Source organism: Crateriforma conspicua (genome assembly GCF_007752935.1).
Lineage (GTDB): Bacteria > Planctomycetota > Planctomycetia > Pirellulales > Pirellulaceae > Crateriforma > Crateriforma conspicua.
Genome location: NZ_CP036319.1, coordinates 6,371,861 through 6,396,126, shown reverse-complemented (window position 1 = coordinate 6,396,126; position 24,266 = coordinate 6,371,861). Strand labels below are relative to the sequence as shown.

Here is a 24,266-nt window from a genome sequence, read left to right as displayed (position 1 = left end):
TTGGTGGCGGCGGGGTCAAGTTTTTTTCCGATCGGTCTGTCACAGCCGCCCGCGGGCACCGCTTAGCCAACGGTGTCGCGGGTGAATCGCCGCTGACGTCGACTCGGCATCAGCGGACCCGGATGTTCCGGCCCGGACACCGATTTCCAATTTAAAAATCGGGGAGACAGTAATGATGAAACGCCACAACCATCGCCGCAGCGTGCGGCCGCGTCGTTTGGGAGTCCAGCCACTGGAAAGTCGCAAGCTGATGGCCGGCGATGTCGCGGTGGACGTCGACATTTCCGGAAGCCGGATGGATGTCGAATTGACCGGCGACGGTTTGTCCAACGGTGTGGAGGTGCGCCAGATCGGAGACTATTTGCACATCAACGGACTGAACCACGGCGGGGCGGCGACCACGATTGAGGGACAAGCGTCGTACGTCCTTGCGACGAAGTTCTACACCGGGTCCCAGTGGGTTTCGCTGGACGATTTGCGAATCGAATTGAACGGCGGCGACGATCACGTGTTGATACGCGACGTTCGAATGAATGCGTTCACCCACAGTGATCTGGAAATCCGCACCGGGCGGGGCAATGATCGCATCACGATGATGGATGTCACCGTGTTGAACGACATCGATTTGGACGATGACGCTTGGCAAGACGGCAATGATTATTGGTGGATGCGCAACATCGATGTCGGTGGGAAGCTGGAAGCCGACATGGGTGACGGCTTTGACACGTTCGTCGCGTCCTACTTGGACGCCGACCACTTGGATGTGAACTCCGGCCGCCACAACGACTACGTCAGTCTGTTCGGGATCGACGTGGATGAGTTGGATGTTCAGCTTTCCAGCGGCAACGATCGGTTGCGTATCGATGCGTCCGATGCCGTCTTTGCCGACCTGGATGGTGGTGCCGACGACGACGTCTTGGACGTCAATGGCACCGGGTTTTATGCCAACGGTTTCAATGCGGTCGCAGCATCAGACAACTTTGAAACCATTTACAGCTGATGCCATGGGCGGTGTTCCGTCTGGCGTTTGACGCCGACCGCGGCGTGGGATTTTGGTGGGAAACTGCTGTGTTTCACGTCGCCGGTCGGACGTCCGGCAATCTGACTTGAACGAAATTCACGATTTTGCGACTCTTCGTCGTGAACGGTTCAATGCCTTCCATGGTCAACGGAGTGACCTGAATTGATCCCGATGCGTACCGCCGGACTGCTGTTGCTTGTCTGGGTTGGGTGCTGCGCCCCGGTCGCTTGGGGGCAAGACGGTGCCGCGTCGGACATCGTCCCCATGGCGGACGCGACGGTATTGCCAAGGCAGCCGGTCGAGTTGACGCCCGAATCGTTGGACTTCTTGGGCGGCGGTCCGGAAAAATGGACCAGTCCCGAGGGCATGGCCAGCAGTTTGCAGATTTTGTTGTTGCTGACTGTGTTAAGTCTGGCGCCCGCGGTGCTGTTGATGACGACCTGTTATGTCCGCATCGTGATCGTGTTGGGATTGCTGCGACAGGCGATCGGTTTGCAGTCGTTGCCGCCCAGCCAGGTGATGACCAGTGTTGCATTGTTCATGACGCTGTTCGTCATGACGCCGGTTTGGAACGAGGTGTACGACGACGCGATCAAGCCGTACACCGATCCCGAAATTGAAATGTCGTTGACCGAGGCGTTTGAGGCGGGGGCATTGCCGATTCGGCGGTTCATGGCTCGGCAGATCGATCAGGCGGAAAATCATGAAGACGTGTTGCTGTTTTTGAACTACATGGATCCCGATGGGCCGGTGCCCAGTGGATTCGAAGACGTGCCGATTCGCGTCATGTTGCCTGCGTTCATCTTGAGCGAATTGAAGATCGCGTTCTTGATGGGCTTTCAAATTTACTTGCCGTTCTTGATCGTCGACTTGGTGGTCGCCAGCGTGACGATTTCGATGGGGATGTTGATGTTGCCACCGGCGGTGATCTCGCTGCCGTTCAAGTTGTTGTTATTTGTGTTGGTGGACGGCTGGAATTTGGTTGTTCACATGCTGATGAATAGTTTCGGATAGACCAGATCGACCTGCGCCGGGCGACGGATCGTCGGGCCAGTGCACCGATGGATATTCTGCCTTTTTGATTGACGATGACGACGCATGGACGCTTCCTTTGCTACCGATCTGGTTCGCGAATCGCTGATGTCGGCGATGTTGATTGCCGCGCCCATGTTGATCGTCGGGATGGCGGCCGGGCTGTTGATCGGTCTGATACAAGGTTTGACTCAGATCCAAGATCAAACGGTGGCCTTTGTGCCCAAGATTCTGTCGATGGCCGTCGTTTTGGTCGTTTGTACGCCGTGGCTGTTGGCTCGCATGGTCGAATTCACTCGCACGGTGTTTGAAAACGCGGGGAATCCTTGATGGAAGCGACCCGCGATCTGTCACAGTGGCTGGTCGATCATCTGGTGGTCTGTGTACTGGTGCTGACGCGGCTGAGCACCTTGTTGATGGCGATGCCGGCGATCAGCGCAGGGGTTCCCAAGCGGGTCCGCGCGATGTTCGCGATCATGTTGACCGCTTTGTTGGTGCCGACGGTGGTGGACATGACCGATCCGGCGCGATTGCCGAGCATCGACAACTTGGTGGATCTGGCCGTTGCGATTGGTCGTGAGGCGTTGGTGGGGATGTTGATCGGGGCCACGGTGCAATTGATCGTGACCGGGATCCAGTTGGCCGGCGAAACGATTTCCGGCACCGGCGGGATGCAGCTGGGCCAGTCGATCGATTCCACATCACAAAGTAGCGTGCCGACATTGGCTAAGTTGGTCGGCATGATGGTGACCGCGGTCTTGTTGTTGATCGGCGGCCATCGTGTGTTGCTGAACGTCCTGGTCGATAGCTTTCGATCAATGCCGGCCGGTAATGTGGTGCTGGATTCGGCGATGATGGATCTGATTCTGACGCAGTTGACGTCGGGAATGATCGCGGGGATCCGTGTGGCCGCGCCCGTGGTCGGGGCGTTGCTGCTGAGTAATCTGATCACGGGTTTGGTCAGCCGCACGTTGCCACAGCTGAACGTGTTGGCGATCGGATTAAGTATCAATGCTTTGGCGATGTTGGTCGTCACATCGCTGACCATGGGGACGGTGGGCTACGTTTTCCGAACCGAACTGGGCATCGCGGTCGCACGCTTGCAGGAGCTGTGGTAGGCGATGGCTGATTCCGGTGGTGACAAGAAACATTTTGCAACCGACCGAAAGCGGCGCCAGGCGCGTGAGAAGGGCCAGGTCGTCAAGAGCCAAGATTTGGCCAGTGCGTTGATGCTGTTGTCGGCATTGGCGGCGCTGTGGTTTCTGGGCGATGCTGCCGCCACGCAAATTGGGATTGCGGTGACCGAGGGTTTGTCCAAGCCGCGTTTGTCACTGGGTGGGCCCGCCGGCGCGTCGCGGCATCTGATGACTCATGCGGCGCGACTGGGGTTGGCCGCGGTGCCTTTCCTGTTGGTGATGTTTGCCGCCGGCGTGTTGGTGAATGTGACACAGGTCGGCTTGATGATTTCGCCCGACAAGCTGGTTCCCAAGCTCAGCAACATCAGTCCGCTGTCGGGTGCCAAACGAATCTTCTCTTTGCAGGGTGTGATGCGTTTGACCTTTGGATTGTTCAAAGTCGCGATCATCGGCGTGGTGGCGTTCTTCGCCGTTCGTCGTCGCTATGAAGCGTTGCTGGGCATGGCCACCATGACGATCGGTCAGGTCGCAAGGACTCTGTTCCAAGTGTTGGTCGAAGTGTGTCTGTATATCGGTGCGGCACTGACGATTTTGGCGATCTTGGAATACGCGTTTCAAAAATGGAAGTTTGAGCAAGACCTGATGATGACCGATCAGGAATTGCGGGATGAAATGAAGGAGACCGAGGGCGATCCACAGGTGGCCGCACGTCGCCGCCAAGTGCAGCGACAGATCGCCATGAACGAGATCGGCCAGAATGTTCCCAAGGCTGATGTGGTGGTCAGCAACCCGACGGAGTTGGCGATCGCGATTCAGTACGATCCGGTCACGATGCCGGCGCCGGTGGTGCTGGCCAAGGGGGCCGGGGTATTGGCCCAGCGGATCCGACGCGTGGCGCTTGAAAACGGCATCCCCGTCGTCGAACGTAAACCGCTTGCGCAGTTTTTGTACAAGAACGTCGAAACCGGTGACGTTGTTCCGCCGGAACAGTACCAGGCGGTCGCCGAGGTGTTGCGGTACGTCTATCAATTGCAGGGACGCAAGATGCCGCAGGCCGCCTAGGCATTGTCGGACCCGCCCAGTCGGGGTTCGGTCGACGGCAGAATCGCGTCACCGGATGAACCCCGACGGGCGTATTCTGTCTAGGCTTTACACATCCCCGGATCTTTGACCATACTTTTGATCATGACGACCCGCACCCAACTGCTACCGAGCCTGCTATTGTTGCGACGCCCCTGCGTCGGATGATGAAGGTTTGTGTAGCCGGAAACGGTCGGATCCCCGAACACGGAAAACCCGAGTCATCGCGACTCGGGTTTTTTTTATGACTTCGTTTGTCGTTTCATCGGTTCCTGAAAGGAAACCAAATCATGTCTTCGTCTCGTTACATCCGCATTTTCGACACAACGCTTCGCGACGGCGAACAATCGCCGGGTTGCAGCATGAATCTGGCCGAAAAGCTAGAGGTTGCTCAGGCGTTGGCGGATTTGGGCGTGGACATCATCGAAGCCGGTTTTCCGATCGCTTCGCCGGGAGACTTTGAATCCGTCAAACAGATTGCCGGCACCGTGCGTGGGGCCACGATCTGCGGTTTGGCCCGCTGCAACGAAAAAGACATCGATGCGGCTTGGGAGGCACTCAAGACGGCACCTGCGGCCCGGATCCACGTTTTCTTGGCCACCAGCGCGATTCACCGCGAGTTCAAGTTGCGAATGTCGCCGGACGAAATCGTCCAGCGTGCGGTGACCGGCGTCCGCCGCGCCGCAGGCTATTGCGATGACGTCGAATTTTCACCTGAGGACGCCTTTCGTACCGAACCGGATTTTCTGTGCCGGGTGGTCGAAGCGGCGATCGATGCCGGGGCGACCACCGTCAACATTCCCGACACGGTGGGTTACGCGACGCCGGGTGAAATCTATGACCGGATCAAATTGCTTCGACAAAAGGTGCCCAACATCGACAAAGCGGTGATCAGCATGCACTGTCACGACGATTTGGGCATGGGCGTGGCCAACAGCCTGGCCGGCGTCGCCGCCGGGGCAGGGCAGATCGAATGCACCATCAACGGCATCGGTGAACGCGCCGGCAACGCCGCGTTGGAAGAAGTCGTGATGGCGATGAAGACCCGTGGCGATTTCTATCAATGCGAAACGGGGATCGATTCCAAGCGTTTGTTGCCCACCAGTCGACTGGTCAGCAAAGTCACCGGACAAGCGATCCCACGCAACAAAGCCATCGTTGGTCGCAATGCGTTCGCTCATGAATCTGGCATTCATCAAGACGGCATGCTGAAGGAACGCAGCACGTACGAAATCATGTCGCCCGAAGAGGTCGGATTCACGAAGACCGATTTGGTGTTGGGCAAGCACAGCGGACGCGCCGCACTTGCCGATCGCGCCAAGACGTTGGGGCTGACCTTGACCGGCGAACAGCTTCAGCAGGTCTTTGAACGTTTCAAGGATCTGGCCGACAAGAAAAAAGAGATCTATGACGGTGACATCATCGCTTTGGTCCAGCAACAAATCAGCGGCAGTGTGCCGGAGGAGTGGTCGCTGGTCGATTATGAAGTCACCAGCAGTCGCAACAAGACACCCAAGGTGTCGGTGACGCTTCGTAAGGGCGACGAAGAACACACAGCCCAGGCCGAACAAGGTGATGGTCCGATCGACGCCGCATTTTGGGCGGTCGAAAAGATCACCGGTGTGCAACTGATCTGCAAAGACTTTCAAGTCCGCAGTGCCACGCTGGGCCGGGACGCCATCGGTGAAGTCAACCTGGAAGTTGAATACAAGGGCCAGTCCTATCGCGGCATTGGTGTCAGCACCGACAGCGTCGAAAGTACGATCCTGGCGATGTTGAATGCGTTGAATCGGATCGGCGAAAGCCGACCGGCGGACACCGGCGACGCTTGATCCGCCGCCATCATCGCTGTCGTCGCTGGGACAGTGATCCCACGGGACGTTTCGGTCACGTCCATCCGCATCGACGCTTGCCGCGTCGATGCGGGGTGAAAACGTTCGTTGACCGATGATGATTAGGACGGTTTGTCGGTTTCGTCTTCGTCGACCGGCAGGGTCGGTTCGCCCGTTCGCGGATCGTTCTTCAGACGCAAGTCCGAATCGTCCGCAACAAACTGTGAATCACCGCCCAGGGGACGGATATTCGTGCTGGTTTCGTCTTCGGACCCGGTCAAGTCGCCGACGTCCAACGGTTCGGCATCCAATTCCGATGCAACCGACGCCGCATCGGGCGGATCGTTGCGGTCACCGATCACGACATCGGGGCGACCCACTGCGGTCAATTCGTCGTCGGTTGGTCGTGGATCCAGTTCGCCGTCGTGGGTCGATTCGATGTTGAAGATGTCTTCGACGTTCCCACGCAGCACACGATGGCCCAGGGCGATCGCCTGTTCTTCGGACCAACCCAGGAAACCGACAAAGTGTTCGGCCAGCAAGTTGGACAGCACCTGGCGGTACATGTCGAACTTGGGCCACACGAATTCCAATTTGTACGCGTCGCTGTAGTAGCCGATCTGCTTGGTTTGCGGGATCGCTTCCAAGCGTGCCATCGCATCGCGGGCGATGAATGACGGCGTGTTGCTGTACCACCAGTGTCCGTTGGTGACCACGTTCGGGAAAATCCATGCATAGCTGACCAATTCTTGATTGGTGACGCTGGCCAACACGGACACCGGGAAGGTGACCTTGGGGAAGGCGTTGAATAGGGCTTTGTACTGGATCAGCGAAACCCGCGAATCGTACAGGTCTTGACCTTGGAAAACGCCGGACTCGTACACACCGCGATTCACACCGATCATCAGATCGAACGGCAAGCCGAATTCATCGCACAGTTCGGCCAGCGTCCAAAAGACGAAACGTGACAACGCGGTGTGGTGTGAATCGTCGGCCAAGATGCCTTGACGCAAAACGCTTTCCCAAGCCGTTTCGGCTCGACCGTCGCTGACCTGTTGCGGCTCGAAAGTGGGGGGCAACGATATGGCACAGGCTTTTGCACCGGAGGCGGTGAAGTGTTCGAACCGTTGTTTCAAAGCCGAACGCAGACTGTCCAGCGATCCGGTCAGTTCGATGCCGCTGCAGTCGGTCAAACGCTGGCGTGTTTCTGGCTTGGCAAGGTGAAAGACAAGATCGTCCGTCCGCAGACAAGGAATGTATTTGGCGGTGTCGAAACCTTGCAGATCATCGTCGAAGTCGTTGGTCAGAAAGACCGCGCGGACGTTGCTGCGGGACAGCACGGTGTCGGCCCAATTCGGGGATGCAAACTTGTCGGCCGCTGCCGCGGTGATCGTCTCCAGATTTTCAGAATCAATCGTTCGACAGTCGACGTCGAAAAGTTTCCGGCAAATCTCGATGAACCATCGATACTGAACCGTGTTTTCAATCGGCCAAAGGCCTTTGACCAGTCGGGCGACCAGTTCATCGGGGCCGATCGAATCGTCTTCGATCTGGTCTTTGGGCATGCCGGCCGAATGGGCCAGTTCGGTGTAGTAGTGGTATCCCAGCAGGTCGGCCAGCGACTTGGACGCCGGTGCGTGCGGATTGATGTGGGTGTGCGGATCGACCAATTCGATATCGGCGAGGGCTTGGTAGATCGTCTGGCTGATGGGATGCGGCATGATCAATCGGGTGATAACGCTTGGGACGGGTTGCGGGACTGTCGTACGGGGTGGCGTGGGAAGCAAAATTTTTGGCCACGAACGTTCGGGGGCGACCCCACCGGATTCGGGGCGGCCCGGCCGATCCGGTTGCGGCAAAACTGAAAATCGGCCTGAACGGTGTAGGGCTGAGTCGGAATATCAGGCGCGGGCGGCATGGGAACCGCCGTTTCTGCACAGTTTATCACTCGTCCCCGATGCCGCACCGTTACACTGGACGGGTCCGGTGGCCCGCCACGGCACAGCGTCAGGATATCGTCGACCGTGGTTCCCAACACGTCCGCCCGATGCCCTGATTTTGCTGTCACGCGGGATTGCCGGGGCGAATGGGGGTGCGACAGTAACGTCGGTCGGATGGTGGTGGAATGATGATTCCGTCACGGGCGTCCGGCTTTTTCCCTAATGTCGATGGTTTCGTTTTTGGTTGCGCGATGACGAATGATCCTGCCGATCGAGTAGAACACGAGTTGCCACAGCAGGCGTCACCGCCGATGTCGGGCAAGGACGACGATTCGGTCGTCACAGGCGATTCCGCCGTCCACCACGTTTGGGCGACCGCACCCGATCCGAGGGAAGACCCGGCGACCGGTGGGACGCCGGAGGGCCAGATTTGGCGATTTGACGATGGCGTCGGCGAAGGGGGATTGGGCAAGGTTTCGACGGCAGAAAACGATTCACATGTCGACATCGGCGTTTCGGAAGTCGAGGCAGCCGAGGATCAAGTCGACCAATTTCGCCGCGCCTTTGATGCGGCGCCTGCGTTGAATCCGACTCCGGAATCCGCAAATGAACCTGGGCCTGCGTTGAATGCCCCAGCAACCTTGGCTCCGCCGTCGGCTTTCGGCGGGACGTCTTCGCCGGCCACATCGCAGGGCGGTTCAGCTGAACGCGGGCGATCAAAAGCCCGGGCCCAGGGTGGTTCGGACGCACTGACACAAAGTCTTTTTCTGATGGCCACGATGTTGGTCTTGCTGGCGACGGCACGCTATGCCGTTCCCCGGATTGTGGAAGAGATCCGTTACGCATGGCACCGTGGCGAGTTGCGGGCCGAATACGAAACAGGCATTGATGGGCTGAAGAACGTTTCGCTGGATGCACTCAGCGACGCGTACCAGATGGTGACGGCCACGGTCGGCCCCAGCGTCGTCCATATCGATGTCCAACGTCGCGTTGACCCGTCCGGTGACGCATTGTCGGCCTTGTTGCCCGGCGGCAGCAGTTCGCCGTCGGACCAGGGCAGCGGCGTGATCGTGGACCAGGCCGGCTATGTCTTGACCAACCGGCACGTCATCTCCGAAGGCGACCAGATTTCGGTGACCCTTTCGGACGGACGCCGTTTGCCCGCCACGGTTTTGGGCAGCGATTCGCTGACGGACTTGGCGGTGCTGAAAATCGATGCGGACCGTTTGATTCCGATTCGTTGGGGCGACAGCGATCGATGCAAAGTCGGTTCGCCGGTTTGGGCGGTGGGAAGTCCGTTCGGGCTGGACCGGACAGTGACGTTCGGGATTCTGAGCGGCAAACATCGCATGGTCCGCGCGTCGAATCACTACGGGGCTCGCGAGGAATACCAAGACTTCATGCAAAGCGACGTGGCGGTCAACCCGGGCAACAGTGGCGGGCCGCTGGTCGACGCTCGTGGCACCCTGGTCGGGATCAACACCGCGATCGTCGGAGAAACCTATCAGGGCGTCAGTTTTTCGATCCCCAGCAATGTCGTTCGCAAGGTGTACGACAAGATTCGTTTGACCGGTGTGGTCCAACGCGGTTGGCTGGGCGTTCAGCTGGCGCAGGTGGACGACGATTCGATCATCGGCGAAGACCTTCGGATCCGCGGTGCCAGGGTGGAACAGGTCAATCCGCCCGATTCACCCGCGGGGCGTGCCGGCGTGTTGCCCGGGGACATCATCCGTGCCGTTGACGGCGTGACCGTCACCGACGTCGGGCACCTGATGCGGTTGATCGGTAACGCCATGGCGGGGGCGAACGTGCGTTTGGAAGTGATTCGTGATGGACAAACGCAAGATTTGCAGGTCCTGCTGGGCAAACGCCCCGACCACTTGGACCGATAAGGATCACAGACTGACAGTTTTTCCTGGCGTAACGAAACGTCCGGAGGTGATGCTGATACGGAAGGTCGCAGGCGACCGGAAATGGCGCACCACGCTGGCGTTTCGTCGGGTTTCTGCTGACAATGGGGGCAAGCTTTCCGGTCGGCGTCGCGGATGTCTGGCGAACCTGAACATCCGGGGCGTGGTTTTCACCGACACGGTTGCTTTCCTGCCCGCCTGAAATAGGCTCGACCCGCCTTCCCCCAAAGTTTCTTCTTCATGACTATCCATCAAAGTTCGATGCACGTGCCACGATTTTCTTTGCCGCGACCTTCTTTGTTCATCGCGTTGGCCGCATTGGTCGGCTTGACCACCCATGCGACCGCAGCGACGCCCGGTATCGCCGACGAAAAGCCGGCCGACGGTCCGTCGGTCAAAGTGGACCAGGGGTACATGGTGCCTTACACGGTTCGAATTCCGGGGACCGACATCGAGTTTGAAATGATTCCGGTTTCCGGCGGGACCTACCAAATGGGCAGTCCCGATTCGGAAGAAGACCGCAATGATGACGAAGGCCCTCAGGTCAAAGTCGAAGTGGCACCGATGTGGGTCGCCAAGACCGAAGTGACTTGGCAGCAGTACAAGGAATACATGCGCATGTATTCGATCTTCAAAGACTTCGAAGCCCGTGGCGAACGCACCGTCAGTGATGACAACATGACCGATGCGATCACGGCACCGACCGAGCTGTACGATCCGACCTTCACCTACGAATACGGCGAAGAACCGATGCAACCCGCGGTGACCATGACGGTCTATGCGGCCAAACAGTTCACCAAGTGGCTTTCGCGGATCACCAACCAACAGTTCCGCTTGCCGACCGAGGCCGAATGGGAATACGCTGCTCGCGCGGGAACCACCACCGCGTACAGTTTCGGCGACACCGCGGACGATATTGATGATTACGCGTGGTACTTCGACAACGCATTGGACGGACCGGGCTTGGTCGCGACGAAGAAGCCCAATGCGTTTGGTCTGTATGACATGCACGGCAACGCCGCTGAATGGGTCGTTGATCTGTACAGCGAAGACGGTTACGCCCGACTGGCCGACAAGCAACCGGTCGATGCGATCGAATCGGTCCAGTGGCCGGAAACGCCATGGCCCGCCGTGGCTCGTGGAGGATCCTGGGAAATGGACCCGCCGGATCTTCGCAGCGCGGCACGCTTGGCCAGCAACGACGATGATTGGAAAAGCGAAGACCCGAACTTCCCCGTCAGCCCCTGGTGGCACACCAGCGACCCATCGCGAGGCGTCGGGTTCCGTTTGTTCCGATCGTTGGAACCATTGGCCGACGAAAAGATCAATCTGTTCTGGGACGCCAACGACGAAGAAACCAAGGATGCCGTTCAGTCACGGATTCAAGGTGGTCGGGGCGGCTGGGGCCTGGTCGACGAATCGTTGCCCGAAGCGATCGAGAACATGGACAACTGATCGAGGCTTTTGCGAGCCCAACGCCCGCAGCTGGAACCCGGGCGCGTACGGCTGAAACGACGACCCTTCCCGGCGATTTTGTGTCGCCCCGAAGGGTCTTTTCGTGCGCCGGTTATTGACGAAACCAAGATCCAGGCGGATGTTTTCTTTCCCCGGACGGCGGTTTTCTGGGGAAATTCGGATGCCGCTTGCGGACGCTTGACGACCGATCAGGATGATGGATGTCGCCGCGTCGACGGGCCATCGGGACGAACCGGGCGGCGGCGATGACGGGCCGAACCTGAGGGTGGGCGTCCGTTTCATTCTGTCTGTTTCGCGACATCCATCGTGTTGCCCCGTCGATTCGGGCCACACCTGATGCATACCGTCCAATTCACCTTCATCCTGCAATTCAAAGGATCACGACGTTGTCAGTCAACTTAGCCGTCGTCGGTGCCACCGGTGCCGTCGGCCGGATCGTTTTGGAACAGTTGGCCCTTCGCAAACTGCCCATCAATCGCTTGAAGCTGTTGGCGTCCCAGCGCAGCGTCGGCAAAGAGGTCCGGTTTGCGGACGAAACGTTGAAGGTCCAATTGCTGGAACCCGATGCGTTTCAGGGGATCGACATCGTGGTCGCCAGCACGCCGGATGAAGTGTCTGCGGAATTTGCTTCGTGGGCGACCGACGCCGGCGCGGTGGTCGTCGACGAAAGCGGTTATTGGCGGATGGATCCCAAGGTTCCTTTGGTCATCCCCGAAGTCAATCCGGAAGCGATTCATGACCATCAGGGAATCATTGCCAGTCCCAACTGCAGCACAACCCAGATGGTGGTTGCACTGGCGGCGCTGCACCGCCACTGCCCGGTGCGTCGCGTTGTCGTTAGCACGTATCAGGCGACCAGTGGCGCCGGCTTGGCCGGAAACGAAGAACTGTACGACAGCACCCGCAGCGCCCTGACCGGCAAGACGCATCCGGCCAAGACGTTTCAGTATCCGATCGCGTTCAACTTGATTCCACAAATCGGATCGGAAAAGGAAGCGGGGTACACCAGTGAAGAAATGAAGATGGTGTACGAGACACGCAAAATTATGGGCGACGACGATATTGTTGTTTGTCCCACCTGTGTGCGCGTCCCGGTCACGATCGGCCACAGCGAATCAATCCTGGTGGAAACCGCCGACCCGATTTCCGTCGACAAGGCGCGAGAATTGTTTGCGGCGGCACCCGGCGTGACGTTGGTCGATGACTTGGACAACAAGCAGTATCCGATGCCACAGGATTGTGAGGGCAAGGACGATGTATTCGTCGGCCGCGTTCGCAAGGATCTCAGTTCGCCCAATGGTCTGGCGTTCTGGTGTGTCAGCGACAACTTGCGAAAGGGTGCTGCGACCAACGCCGTGCAGATTGCTGAATTGTTGATTCAGAAACTGGCGGCCGCATCGTCGTGATCAGGGTGGCTTGTCCGCGGCCGACGGCCGAATGGGTTACATGACGTCGCCACGAACGTTCAAGTTGACCGTCGCCTATGACGGCACCGATTTCAGCGGCTGGCAAATTCAACCCGGTCGCATGACGATCCAGGGTTGGTTGGAACGGTCGGTCGCGAAGTTGGCCGGCGCGCGTGTTCATGTCGTCGGCAGCGGGCGGACCGATGCCGGCGTTCACGCGATCGCCCAGGTCGCCAGCTGTACGATGCCGCGATGGAATGCGCCGGCCCAAAAACTGGCCACGGCGATCAATGTGGCCCTGCCGGATTCGATCTTGGTCACCGATGCGGTCGACGCGCCGGACGATTTCCATGCGATTCGTGATTCGGTCAGCAAGCGGTATCGGTACCAATTGCAAAACGGCGGCAACCGCAATCCGCTGGAACACCGGTACTGGTATCGGCTGCGAAAACGGGTCGACTTGGATGCCATGGCCGAAGCGGCCCAGTTGATCGTCGGGCGCAAGGATTTTGCGTGCTTTCAATCGGCCGGGGCCCCGCGAACCACCACGGTCCGTCACGTGACCGCGTGTGACATCATCCCGTTGCCCGACGGGCCGTGGGGCGAATCGCGTTTGGCGATCGAGGTTCAGGCCGATGGGTTTTTGTACAACATGGTCCGCAATATTGTGGGGACGCTGATCTATGTGGGGCTGGGCAAGCATCCGCCGTGCTGGGTGACGGAATTGTTGGCTGAAAAAAAGCGTGAACTGGCCGGTCCCACCGCTCCGCCGAACGGTTTGTTCTTGAAGTCGGTCTGGTACGGTCCAAACGACCCGGGGGCGATCGAGGCGTCCCACGGGCATCAAAGTGCACCCTCCGGCTGAGGAAGATTTCGTTTTTCCATCAAAAACGGCGACCTTCATTCAAACTTCATTGAGAAGGCCGTAAAGCACCTCGTGACGCGGGCTTAAGGGGGACGATCATCGAGGGCAAGGCATTACACTATGAGGTTCCCGTGAGTTGCGGGCCCACGAATCACACGTCTCGGCGACTTCATGTCTGGTCAACCATCGACCCCGAATCCCACCCTGCTAGATGACGCTTCGCGCGGATTCGTCCGGCGTGCGATGGCCGGTGGGCTGGTGGAGTTGGACGACGTCAAGAAGGTCGTGGCATCGTTGCTGGCCGATCAGACCACGTTGACCCCGGAAAGCTTGGCCGAGGGTCTGGTGGCGGCCGGGATTTTGACCGACTGGCAATCACAGAAGGTGCTGGCCGGTAAAAGCAAGGGCTTCTATCTGGGCAGTTACCGGTTGCTGCGACCGTTGGGCCGTGGCGGCATGGGGATGGTGTTTCTGGGGGAACACCAAATCATGAAGCGTCTGATGGCGCTGAAGATTTTGCCGTCCGAGCAGTTGGCCGATGAACGTCGAATCCAGCGTTTCAAAGACGAGGCACGTGCATCGGCCCAGCTGGATCATCCGAACATTGTGCGTGCGTACGATTGTGCGGAAGCCGGCGGCAAAGTTTATATCGTCATGGAATATGTTGACGGTGCCGATTTGCAGCAGGCAGTCGCCCGTGACGGGGTGATGCCCGTCGCCACCGCGATTGACGCGGTTCGCCAAGCGGCCGAAGGCCTTTCGCATGCTCACGCCCGGGGCATCATTCACCGTGACATCAAACCATCCAATTTGATGCTGGGGCGTGACGGCGTTGTCAAAGTCAGTGACATGGGGCTGGCACGCATTGGTTTTAATTTCGATGACGGCGGCAAATCGTCCAAACGTCTGACCGGGACCGCCGATTACGTGGCACCGGAACAAGCGATCGACAGCCGCAGCATCGATTCGCGGGCCGATATCTATTCGCTGGGATGCACGTTCTATTTCCTGCTGACCGGCCGTCCGCCGTTCAGCGGCAGCTCGTTACAGCAGCGGTTGGCGAAACACCAAACTGCGCCGGTGCCCGATGTACGGTCGGTGCGTGATGATTGTCCGGCCGCGGTTGCCGATTTGATCAAGCGGATGATGGCCAAGCGGCCTTCGGATCGACCGCCGTCGATGTCCGACTTGTTGGTCCAGCTGAAGCAGATCCGTGGGGTTCCCATGACGGATCAAACGGGATCGCTGCGTTCGTTTGCACACCCCGATGACACCACATCCATGGCCGTGTCGGGACAGCAGACGGTTTTCGAGGAAAGTTCCATCTCCTCCAGCGGTGGCGACGAAAGCGGCCTCAGTGGCGATCCCACCGAATCGTTGGACGGGTTTGATTTTTCGGATCTGCCCGATTTGCCGGCTCCCGGGGCTGCGTCCGCCGTTGATTCGATGGGGCCGTTGGGGCATGCTTCGCCGCCGCCGCCGCCACGTGCGGCCGGTCGTACGGCGGGCGGAAAACCGGCATCCGATGGCGGCGGCAACAGTCAGCAGGTCTTGCTGGGGATCGGTTTGGCTTTCGCCGCCTTGGCGTTGGTGGCCGTTTTAGGCATGATGGCTTACACGTTTTCTCGTCCTTTGGAGCAATCCAGGCCGCGGTTGAAGCAGTTCGACAGCAAGGACGGCACCCTGATCATCGTCGACGAATAGCCTTCATACGCTTGGGTCTTGCCCGTCATGTTCGTGCAACTGATTCTGGCACAGGGTAGCCGGGCCGGTCTGACTGCAGACATTGCTCACGGCTACTACATGATCGGCCGCCATGCCGAGTGCCAGATTCGGCCGAAAAGCAAATCGGTCAGCCGGCGGCATTGCCTGATTCATCATGGTGCCGAAAGCGTCCGCGTGTTGGATCTGAACAGCACCAGCGGAACTCGGCTGAACAACGAGAAATTGCCGCCGCTGCAGTGGACCCAGCTAAGCGACGGGGACCAGCTGCGTTGCGGCAAGGTCGCTTTCGATCTGGCCGTGGCCGCGACCACGCCCGCAAGCGGAACTCGTGCGACTGGAACACCCGCGACCGGGACGCCGGCGGATGATGACTCGGGGGACGGACCCGCCGATACGCCCACGATGATCCAAGGCGAAGCGTGGCAAGAGTTCGACATCGCCGCGTTTCTGGAGAAACAGGACGATGCGGATCGAGAGAGGCGATACGAAAACATTCGAAGCCGTGTCGCGGCCGGTGAAGAAGCGGCGTCCGATGACGGCGATGAACGATCCTTGGACATCGATTCGGTCGACGTCGATTGGGACGATTCCGATTCGATGGACGTGTCGATCGGTCAAAGCGATACGGCGGTGAAAGAACCGACCGGCCGCCCGTCCGCAGCGTCGCGGTCGCCCGACCGCAAGCCATCGGAATCACCGTTCGCAGGGTCAAAAAAACGTCGGGCGTCCAAGGCAGACACCGATTGGGTTGAAACGGCCAAGATGGTCGGCGCCATCGTTTTGGCCATACTTGTCGTGGCATTGGTGATCTATCAGATCGTGCAATTCCAAAGCCCACCCGACTTGCAGGTGATCGACGGGATCGACTGACTATACTCGCCCCACGATGACCACCGATACGACCCTTTCGAACCCCGCCGATTTGCCCGTGGATCCGCCGCCGGAACGTCCGGGGAAGATTCGCGCCGCTTGGGATCAGGTCCGTCAACGCAGCACGTTCGTATGGACGGTGGGTTTTGCGTTTGCGGTCGTCGCGCTTCAGCTGGGCCAGGGCATCTTGCTGGCGCGGTTGTTGGGGCCCGAGGGGCGTGGCCAATACGCGACCTGTGTCTTGTATGTCCAAATGCTGCTGTATGTCGGACTGTTCGGTGGTCTGGAAGTGATCTGTCGTTACGCCGCTGATGCGGGGAACGAGCAGGTCCCGGCGAATCAAAACCCGCTGCGGCGGGCGGCGCTGCGATTGGGCATGACCACGGGAATCGCCACGATGGCGGTGGTCGTGTTGTTGAACGTGGTCGGTTTGCCAGGGGAGAAGCGATTCTTGATGCCGCTGGCGTTGATCTGTTCGCTCAGCATGGTTGGCCAGCATGTGATGTTGATCATGACCGCGGTCGATCGCGGTTCGGGCGACTTTCGCGCTTACAACTGGCGTCGTTTCATGTCGGCGGCGGCATTTCCTGGTCTGTTGCTGGCTGCGTTTTTGACGTTCGGCGTGGATCTGCGTGTCGCATGCTGGATGTTCGTCGCGGCGTCCGCTTTGTCGATGGTGGTGTGTGTCATTGGGGTGCCCCAGCCGCTGCGTGGCGCGTCGTCGCCGCCGGTGCGATCGCTGGTTCGTGAAAGCCGGCCCTATGGGGTTTCCATGCTGGCAACGGATCTGTTCGAACGCTTGGATCTGTTGTTGGTGATGTGGCTGACATCCTTGGTGACTCAGGGGTATTACGCCGCCATGGTGCCGGTGGTCTATCCACTGACCGTGATCCCCAACACGCTGGGTTTGTTTTTGTTCAATGCCGGGGCGGATTCGAATCGCCGTCTGAAAACGGCGGACGTCCATCGGATTCTGGGCAGTTCGCTTGCAGTGCAGGCTGCGACGCTGGTGCCGTTTTTGATCCTGATCGGACCGATGGTCCGGCTGGTCTATGGTGAGGAGTTTTCGCCCGCGATTCAGTTCGCATGGTGGTTGGCGCCGGTGTCCGCACTAAAAGGAATCTTGCAAGGACTGGATAGTTACGTCAAAGGACGTGGACGTCCGCTGGCATCCATTCTTTGTCGTGTCGTTGCGGCGGTCGCCATGGTCACGCTGACGCTGTTGTTGATCGATCAATGGGGCGCCGTGGCGATCGCGTTTTCCGCGTTGGTGGGACAGATCATCTGTCTCGTTTGGATCTCGGCGATCGTTTATGCCGATGTCCACCGCCAGCATCCCGCGTCGGTCGCCTAAGACGGAACGTCGTTGGCAAGTCGGCTGATCTTGCTAGGCTTGGGCGAACGGACAAATGCCATGGCCAAATCGCTCAAGCTTCTGATCGACGGATACAACATCATCGCGCCGGTAGCCGCGCCCGGACGCGGATCGACGGAGGCATGGTTGCACCACGAACGCATGGGTTTGTTGAATCGTCTGGTGCAATTCTTGCCGGCGAAAATTGCGCGGCGTTGTTGCGTGGTGTTTGACGCTCGCCAACCGCCGGCCGGCCGACCGGACCGGTTTGAACATCAAGGGATTGATGTGCGTTTTGCCGTGGATCATGACGAAGCGGATGATCTGATTGAACAGTTGATCGCTTCACATCATTCCCCCAAGGGCTTGGCCGTCGTGTCATCGGATCGGCGGATTCAGACCGCCGCTCGGCGAAAGGGGGCGACCGCTTTCGAATCGCAGACTTGGTTTGATCGCCTGTTGGATGGGCGTGTCGGGCTGGCCAAAGCAGGGCAGGATCAAAACGATCACAGCGGGCCAGGCCGAGCCTCGGAATTATCGTCAAAACCAGACGAAACGGACTTGGACGAAGACGAGGTTCAGCGATGGATGCGGGATTTCGGAGTCGATCCTCACTAAGTGTGCGGGATAGCGGGGTTTTCTGCGCCGCCTAAGGAATTGAATCTGCGCGAATGAAACGGCATCAATTACACTCGATTTTCCGATAGAAACGAGAGATGTCATCGGGCAGGGGCAATGTCTGGACTTATCGACAGGTGTGTGGTGGTGCGACGAAACCAAGCTTACGACCAATTTGCTCCGCTGGGTTTGCGAGACCTCATCGCGGCATGTTTGCGGTATTGGCCGTCGATTTTGGCTTTAGCATTCTTGATTTTCGCGACGTCGATCGTGGTGATCCTGTTGTTGCCCGCCAAGTTTGATTCTCAGGGGCAACTGTTGGTTCGTCTGGGACGGGGATCGGTTGCGTTGGACCCCACCACTTCATTGACCCCGACGGTGTCGCTTCAGGAATCGCGGGCCAGCCAAGTGAATTCGGTTCGGGAAATGCTTCGCAGTCGTGCGTTGGCCGAACGCGTGGTTCGCGAAATCGGCGCCCAGCGGATGATGGAGCCGCACAGTCGGTTAAGCCGATGGATTCAATCGGCGATGCAATCCGTGGCGGCTTCATTGCCCAAGTCGCCGCCATCGGGCGACGGCGAAATGACTGAGGAACAGGTTGCCGCGCAACTGGAAATGGAACAGGCGTGCAAGACGTTGGAATCGATGTTGGACGTCTATTCGGCGCCCGACGTCTACACGGTCAACTTGGGCGTACGCAGTGAATCACCGTTCTTGTCGCGGGACGTCTTGAATGCCGTGATGCAGCAGTATCAGGTCTATCACGTCGAAGCCCATCAATCGGACGGTTCGGTGGAGTTCTTTGACCAGGAATCCGAACAAGCCTTTGCGTTGGCGGCCGATGCTAAAACGCGTTTGGCCGAAACGAAGACCGAGATGGGGGTGGTGGAAATCGAAGCCGCCAAGTCATCGCTGGTCGGGTTGATCAGCCAAGTGGACCGCGACCTGTTGTCGACCGAAAGTGAAATCGCCAGCCTGCGATCCGAATTGGACCAGCTGGATCAAGAGATCGCGGTCCTGCCTGCCGAGATCGAATCGGAAACCATCAGCGGGATCCCCAAGGCGACCGGCGATTCGATGCGACAGACGCTGTACGGTTTGGAGGTCGAGTACAAAGAGTTGACTTCGAAACTGAAATCGAATCATCCGAAGGTGCGGGCGCTGAAAGAACAATTGGACTCGGCTACCGAGATCGCCGCGTCCGAGGTCGGGGAACGACCGCAAACGCGTGTCGCTTTGAATCCGATCCGTCAGCAATTGGAATTGACCAAGCGGACGACGACGTCGCGCTTGTCGGGGTTGCAATCCAAGAAGAAGACGCTGTTGGAATCCAAGCAACAACTGAAACTGCAATTGGCGACGTTGAATAAGGACGAAGCGGCGTTGGCCAAGCTTTCTTGGGAAGCATCGTTGGCCGAAGCCGACTATATGCGTGCCGCCGAAAACCGTGATCGGGCCCGCCGTGTTGCCGAGTTGGATCGCGAAAAGGTCAGCGAGATCAGCATCATTCAGCCCGCAACGCTTTCGCTGAAGAAAGCGACACCGTCACGTGGCGTATTGGTTGTTTTGGCCGCGATGATGTCGATGGGACTGGCCGTGGGACAGGCGGTTCTGCGTGGCTTGTTTGATGTTTCGGGCGATATCGATTCAAACAACGCGGTGGGACGTGGCGAATCATCAAGCGGGCGGGATGCGCCGACCGAAGGACACCAGGACCATTCGGTTCATGAACCAGTGCATGATGGTGCCGAGGTTCATGACAGTACCGGGGATATCGAGGACACCGAATCCAAGGACGACCAAGTGGTCGGATTGCCACGGTAGATCAGCATGCGGTTGGCGGAGCAAAACGTCGTCTTTTTGGTGAATTTCGTTGCGCCCAATCACTTGGCCGTGTTGCGGGAATTGGCCAGCCGTGTCCGGCGTTTGACCGTATTGTCATCGGTCGCCATGGAAGCCAACCGGCAGTGGGATTCCCAGTGGGACGATTTGAACGTCATCGTCCAACGAACCCGCACCGTCACGCGAACAGCCAAGCATCCAGGCGGGTATCAGGAACCAAACTACATTCACATTCCGTTGGATACGGCATCGCAGTTGAAGCAGCTTTCACCCGATGCCGTGGTTTCCTTGGAAATGGGCGCTCGGTCTTGGCTGGCCCAGCGTTACTGTCGTCGCCAGCCCGAGTGTGTGCACGTGCTAAGCGTTTATGCGTCGCAGCGAAGTGAAGCCGGGCGAGGGTGGCTGCGTCAGCGGGTTCGGCGGCATCTGCTGCGTCGGGCCGATTGGGTGACGTTCAACGGTCCCAGTTGTCGACGCTTGCTGTTGTCATTGGGCGCCGATGCCAAGCGAATGTCGCCTTGGGATTACGCCGCCGATCCACGGAAAGCCTATCGCGGCGCCATCGAATCGGATGTTGGTCGCACCGGCGATGCGTCGCTGCAGGTGCTGACGGTCGGGCAATTGAGCGAGCGAAAAGGCGTCGACGTCGCACTTCGTCAGTTGATCCAGCGTTGCCGACAATCCGGCGGTCGGTCGGTGTGTTGGAATCTGGTCGGCGATGGCCCGTTGCGGGAACAGATCGCGGGGGCCGAATTGCCCGGCAATCTGCAGATCCGGCTTCATGGTCATTGCGAACCGGATCGATTGTCAAAGCACTACGCTGCCAATGACCTGTTGCTGTTTCCAACGCTGGGCGATGAATGGGGATTGGTCGTTGATGAGGCATTAGCGTCCGCGTTACCCGTGGTCGGCAGTCGTCATAGCCAAGCGGTCGAGACACTGATAGAAAACGGTGAAAATGGCTGGATCTATGATCCGGATGAGGAACACGCCCTGGCTGCGGTGTTCAAACAGGTTGAACAAGTCGACGAATCCAAGTGGAAGCAGTTGCAGTCGTCGGCCAGGCAATCGGTGGCTAACCGAACCCCCGAAGCTTCCGCATGCCAGCTTGGCGAAGCTATCCAAAATGCTCGGCGTGATGTCGGGCTAAACAATTCGATCGGTTCCGACGGTCATCAGGCGGATGAGCGGTTCGGGCCCGTGTCGTCCGAATGCTGAATCTGCCGGTCGTAGCCGAGACGCCCCAACGAAACGAATGGAACTGACGGAACAATCACAAACTGAATCACGAAAGTCCTCGCCTTTTCGGCGTGGGCATTTTGTGGGTTCGGAATCTTCGCAGGATGGGGCATCGGATTCGCAGCGAACATTGTCGGTGGCGGTGTATTTGGCGGACCAGAACCCGCACCGCGATCGCAGTTTGGGCATCACTTCGATGACCCAGTCGGTGATGCAGCAGTTCGCATCGCGTGAAGATCTAAAAGTCCGTCAAGTCATCAGCCGCAGTTCGCACCGACAATCCGAACCGCAATTCGTGACCGACAGGATTCCGTTGCGGACCGACACGACGTTGGGCCGCTTGACCGTGGATCGGTTGCATCGGTGGTGGTGTCAACCGCAAGTCGATTTGTGGTATTACCCCAAGGGTTACCTATCGGCATGGGGCGGCGGCGGTGTTCCCAATGTCGGAACGATGCATGACACGATCGTCCAACACTATGCGGACCACTATCCCGAAAGCCGCAGCCGACGGGCGTTTCAGTTTTGGATCAACCAAACCAAACGCAGTTTGGCGTCACTGGACTGTGTGTTGACGGTTTCGCAAAACGCATCGCAGCAGTTGTACCGATTTGCCGAGCGGTACCGAATCAAAATGCCTCCGGTCCGTGTGACCTACGAAGGCAGTCATTGGGAAAACTGTTTGAACCACTGGTTCGATAAGCAGGACTATGTCGTTCACATGGCGTCGCGTGCCCCGCATAAAAAAACCACGTCGTTGTTGCGGTGTTGGCAACAGATCCAATCGACCGGGCGTGATTTACCGACCCTGCGTTTGGTCGGCCATTTGGATGAAGAAGCGCAGGCGTTGATAGCGAAGTTGCACGCGGTGGAACTGTCGGGGCCGATGCCGATCGGGCAGTTGCAGATGACCGTCGGCAGGGCTCGCGCGTTGCTGTTGTCCAGTGAAATCGAAGGTTTCGGATTACCCGCCTTGGAAAGCTATTACGCGGGAACACCGGTCTGCTTCAGTCGGGGGACGGCGACGGAGGAAGTCTTGGCGGGGGATCCAGCCGAGGGCGGTTTTGAGCTGGAACATCCCGATTCGCTGGAACAATCACTGCACTGGGCTTTCGGCTTATCCGAGGACGACGTTCGTGTTTCAGCCCAGCAAATGTATCAGCGTTTCAGCTGTGCCAAGATTGCTGACGGGATCGTGGATGCCTTTGAACAGACCGTTCGTGGCGACCTTCGCTAATGCGACGGTGATGGGCTGGTGCTGATTCCGGTGCTGCGGGTCGTCAGCAACGGTTGGCGTTTGTTCGCAAGGTCCGACGCTTCGTGGTTGTGTCGCTGCATCCATACATAGGTCGGGTAGAACAGACACATCAGCCAAGTCAGCGTGCAGGGGCCGGGAAACGTTTCCAAGACGGTTTCTTCCAACAGGCAACTGATCAACACAAAGAATGCCACCGCACGGATCAGCGGATGGCCGGCCGTTAAAAACAGATTCAAAGTCACGATCAACAGCACCACCATGAACCCGCCGGCAACGACGCCGCCGGCCAGGGACGCGTGCAGCACCGCGTTGTGCGTCGACTGTGAAAAGCGTTCCAGCAATGTGGGGCCGGCATTGAATCCGTGACCGATCCATGGCCTTTGGCGAATCAGGTCGATCGAGTAGGCCCAGATCTCGGCACGCCCCGTTCCGGTGGTCAGTTCTTCGGTGCTGCCCGTCTTGGTCAATTTCGACAACGCGATTTCGGCGATCGATTCGCCGTACCCAGCCATCCAGGCGACCGTCAGTGCGGTGATACCGACCATGGCCAGTACGGTGATTGCCGCGACCACGCGGCGCCGAAGGATTTGGTCGGCCCATAGAATCAGCAGCGCGATCGCCGTGGCCACCAGGCTGGTTCGGCTCCACGCCAGATAAGCCGCGACGGCGAAGACGGGTGCGACCAGGGCAAACCAACGCGTGGGGATTCGACCGGATTTCCACAGCCACACCGAAAGGATCAGGCCCAGGCAAATCGCACGGCTGACCCCGTTGGGGTGACCCATGCCGCCGAGCCGATAGACGATCAGCCCACCGCCCAAGTCTTCGGGGAACACGCCATAGCGAGGCAAAAGCAGGTAAAGCCCCCAGGCACAACAGGTATAGACAAACATGCCGACGGTCATCGCCGACACGGTGCCTCGGATGCCCAGGCCGACCAGCGACGTGGCAATGAATACCACATAGGTGGTGTTGATCAGTGCGGTGGCCGCCGACGCCGAGCTGACCGCCCGTGGTGTGGCCAACAATACCAGGAACAAGATCCCGAACAGCAGCAACGCCGGCATCGACAGGACCAATTCGCGGACGCCGCGACAGGTCGCCAGGCCCCAGGCTGACCAGATCATTGCGATCAGCGCCGTCCCCAATTTGACGGCTACGACCGGGTCCAGGCCGACCGTCATCGTGCCGCCGTCGGCGACGATGTCCACCGGGCCGACGAAGATCGCCAGTGCCGTGCTGGCCCACAGCAATCGCCGGGTCCAACCGCTGCAGCCGCCGCCTGCGTCGGCGGCGAAATCATCGGCGTCGGCGACGGCTTCGGGCATCATTTCAAGGATGATTGGGGGACAAATACTGGAATCCGACGCATCCATCGGCGGCGGAACGGTGCACCGCCTGGGTTGCCTCGATGCACCGAGACGGCCACGCTGGAGACCGTTCACCGGTCGCGGGATAGGGCACAATGCATGATAGTCCCCCCTGGAGCCGATCCGAACGGCTGACTGGGGCATTCCGGTTTCAGCCAACCTTTCGTGTTTTCGGATCCCGGCTAAAATCCGGTCGCAACGAGTTGACGGGATTTGCCGGCGGTGGTGGCACGCCGATCCGGCCGTCTGTCCCGAACCCGTCCGCGATCCTTCGTTTCCTTTGGATCGTCCA

19 protein-coding genes are annotated in these 24,266 nt (G+C 58.9%); 17 read left to right on the top strand and 2 right to left on the bottom strand.

What is annotated here, in order from left to right; all coding sequences use genetic code 11:
- Positions 1-175 precede the first annotated feature (175 nt).
- The 6 genes from Mal65_RS23385 (at position 176) to Mal65_RS23360 (ending at position 6,101) form a co-directional block, all read left to right on the top strand.
- A complete protein-coding gene (locus Mal65_RS23385) occupies positions 176-1,000 on the top strand; it encodes a hypothetical protein (protein ID WP_231131228.1) in 825 nt (274 codons plus the stop codon).
- 285 nt (positions 1,001-1,285) lie between these two features.
- Positions 1,286-2,035, top strand: a complete 750-nt coding sequence (gene fliP / locus Mal65_RS23380; protein ID WP_390621987.1) for a flagellar type III secretion system pore protein FliP — start codon at positions 1,286-1,288, stop codon at positions 2,033-2,035.
- Between the two features lie 84 nt (positions 2,036-2,119).
- Positions 2,120-2,383 carry a flagellar biosynthetic protein FliQ gene (locus tag Mal65_RS23375; protein WP_145303369.1) on the top strand — a complete coding sequence of 88 codons (264 nt, stop codon included), beginning with the start codon at positions 2,120-2,122 and terminating at the stop codon, positions 2,381-2,383.
- A complete protein-coding gene (locus tag Mal65_RS23370) occupies positions 2,383-3,171 on the top strand; it encodes a flagellar biosynthetic protein FliR (RefSeq protein ID WP_145303366.1) in 789 nt (262 codons plus the stop codon). Before Mal65_RS23375 ends, Mal65_RS23370 begins: the two co-directional genes overlap by 1 nt.
- A gap of 3 nt (positions 3,172-3,174) precedes the next feature.
- A complete protein-coding gene (flhB, locus tag Mal65_RS23365; RefSeq protein WP_145303363.1) occupies positions 3,175-4,251 on the top strand; it encodes a flagellar biosynthesis protein FlhB in 1,077 nt (358 codons plus the stop codon).
- 308 nt (positions 4,252-4,559) lie between these two features.
- Positions 4,560-6,101 (top strand): 2-isopropylmalate synthase, encoded by a 1,542-nt coding sequence (locus Mal65_RS23360; RefSeq protein ID WP_145303360.1) that lies wholly within the window; start codon positions 4,560-4,562, stop codon positions 6,099-6,101.
- 122 nt (positions 6,102-6,223) lie between these two features.
- Here the strand turns inward: Mal65_RS23360 and Mal65_RS23355 are convergent, their stop codons facing one another.
- Positions 6,224-7,822 carry a glucuronate isomerase gene (locus tag Mal65_RS23355; RefSeq protein WP_145303357.1) on the bottom strand — a complete coding sequence of 533 codons (1,599 nt, stop codon included), beginning with the start codon at positions 7,820-7,822 and terminating at the stop codon, positions 6,224-6,226.
- 470 nt (positions 7,823-8,292) lie between these two features.
- Between Mal65_RS23355 and Mal65_RS23350 the strand changes: the two genes are divergently transcribed.
- The 11 genes from Mal65_RS23350 to Mal65_RS23300 all read left to right on the top strand — a co-directional run bounded on the left by Mal65_RS23350 (position 8,293) and on the right by Mal65_RS23300 (position 22,583).
- Positions 8,293-9,933, top strand: a complete 1,641-nt coding sequence (locus Mal65_RS23350; protein WP_196784396.1) for a S1C family serine protease — start codon at positions 8,293-8,295, stop codon at positions 9,931-9,933.
- Positions 9,934-10,248: 315 nt separating this feature from the next.
- Complete coding sequence (locus tag Mal65_RS23345; RefSeq protein ID WP_390621986.1) at positions 10,249-11,406, top strand: formylglycine-generating enzyme family protein; 1,158 nt, start codon at positions 10,249-10,251, stop codon at positions 11,404-11,406.
- Between the two features lie 407 nt (positions 11,407-11,813).
- Positions 11,814-12,833 carry an aspartate-semialdehyde dehydrogenase gene (locus Mal65_RS23340; protein WP_145303351.1) on the top strand — a complete coding sequence of 340 codons (1,020 nt, stop codon included), beginning with the start codon at positions 11,814-11,816 and terminating at the stop codon, positions 12,831-12,833.
- A 40-nt stretch (positions 12,834-12,873) separates the two neighbouring features.
- Positions 12,874-13,698, top strand: a complete 825-nt coding sequence (truA, locus tag Mal65_RS23335) for a tRNA pseudouridine(38-40) synthase TruA (protein WP_196784395.1) — start codon at positions 12,874-12,876, stop codon at positions 13,696-13,698.
- A 171-nt stretch (positions 13,699-13,869) separates the two neighbouring features.
- A complete protein-coding gene (locus Mal65_RS23330) occupies positions 13,870-15,402 on the top strand; it encodes a serine/threonine-protein kinase (RefSeq protein WP_145303345.1) in 1,533 nt (510 codons plus the stop codon).
- 27 nt (positions 15,403-15,429) lie between these two features.
- The gene (locus Mal65_RS23325; RefSeq protein WP_145303342.1) at positions 15,430-16,293 is read left to right on the top strand and encodes an FHA domain-containing protein; all 864 of its coding nucleotides are present in this window, start codon (positions 15,430-15,432) and stop codon (positions 16,291-16,293) included.
- Between the two features lie 16 nt (positions 16,294-16,309).
- A complete protein-coding gene (locus Mal65_RS23320; RefSeq protein ID WP_145303340.1) occupies positions 16,310-17,647 on the top strand; it encodes a lipopolysaccharide biosynthesis protein in 1,338 nt (445 codons plus the stop codon).
- A 60-nt stretch (positions 17,648-17,707) separates the two neighbouring features.
- Positions 17,708-18,265: an NYN domain-containing protein gene (locus tag Mal65_RS23315; protein WP_145303337.1), complete on the top strand. Its 558-nt coding sequence runs from the start codon at positions 17,708-17,710 to the stop codon at positions 18,263-18,265.
- 117 nt (positions 18,266-18,382) lie between these two features.
- The gene (locus tag Mal65_RS23310) at positions 18,383-20,089 is read left to right on the top strand and encodes a GumC family protein (RefSeq protein WP_145303335.1); all 1,707 of its coding nucleotides are present in this window, start codon (positions 18,383-18,385) and stop codon (positions 20,087-20,089) included.
- Positions 20,090-20,095: 6 nt separating this feature from the next.
- On the top strand, positions 20,096-21,325 hold the full coding sequence (locus tag Mal65_RS23305) for a glycosyltransferase family 4 protein (RefSeq protein WP_145303332.1): 1,230 nt from the start codon (positions 20,096-20,098) through the stop codon (positions 21,323-21,325).
- Positions 21,326-21,362: 37 nt separating this feature from the next.
- Positions 21,363-22,583 (top strand): glycosyltransferase, encoded by a 1,221-nt coding sequence (locus Mal65_RS23300; protein ID WP_165701487.1) that lies wholly within the window; start codon positions 21,363-21,365, stop codon positions 22,581-22,583.
- Here Mal65_RS23300 and Mal65_RS23295 read toward each other — a convergent pair.
- Positions 22,580-23,935 (bottom strand): O-antigen ligase family protein, encoded by a 1,356-nt coding sequence (locus Mal65_RS23295; protein WP_165701486.1) that lies wholly within the window; start codon positions 23,933-23,935, stop codon positions 22,580-22,582. The two genes, Mal65_RS23300 and Mal65_RS23295, sit on opposite strands and share 4 nt — an antisense overlap.
- Positions 23,936-24,266: the final 331 nt, after the last annotated feature.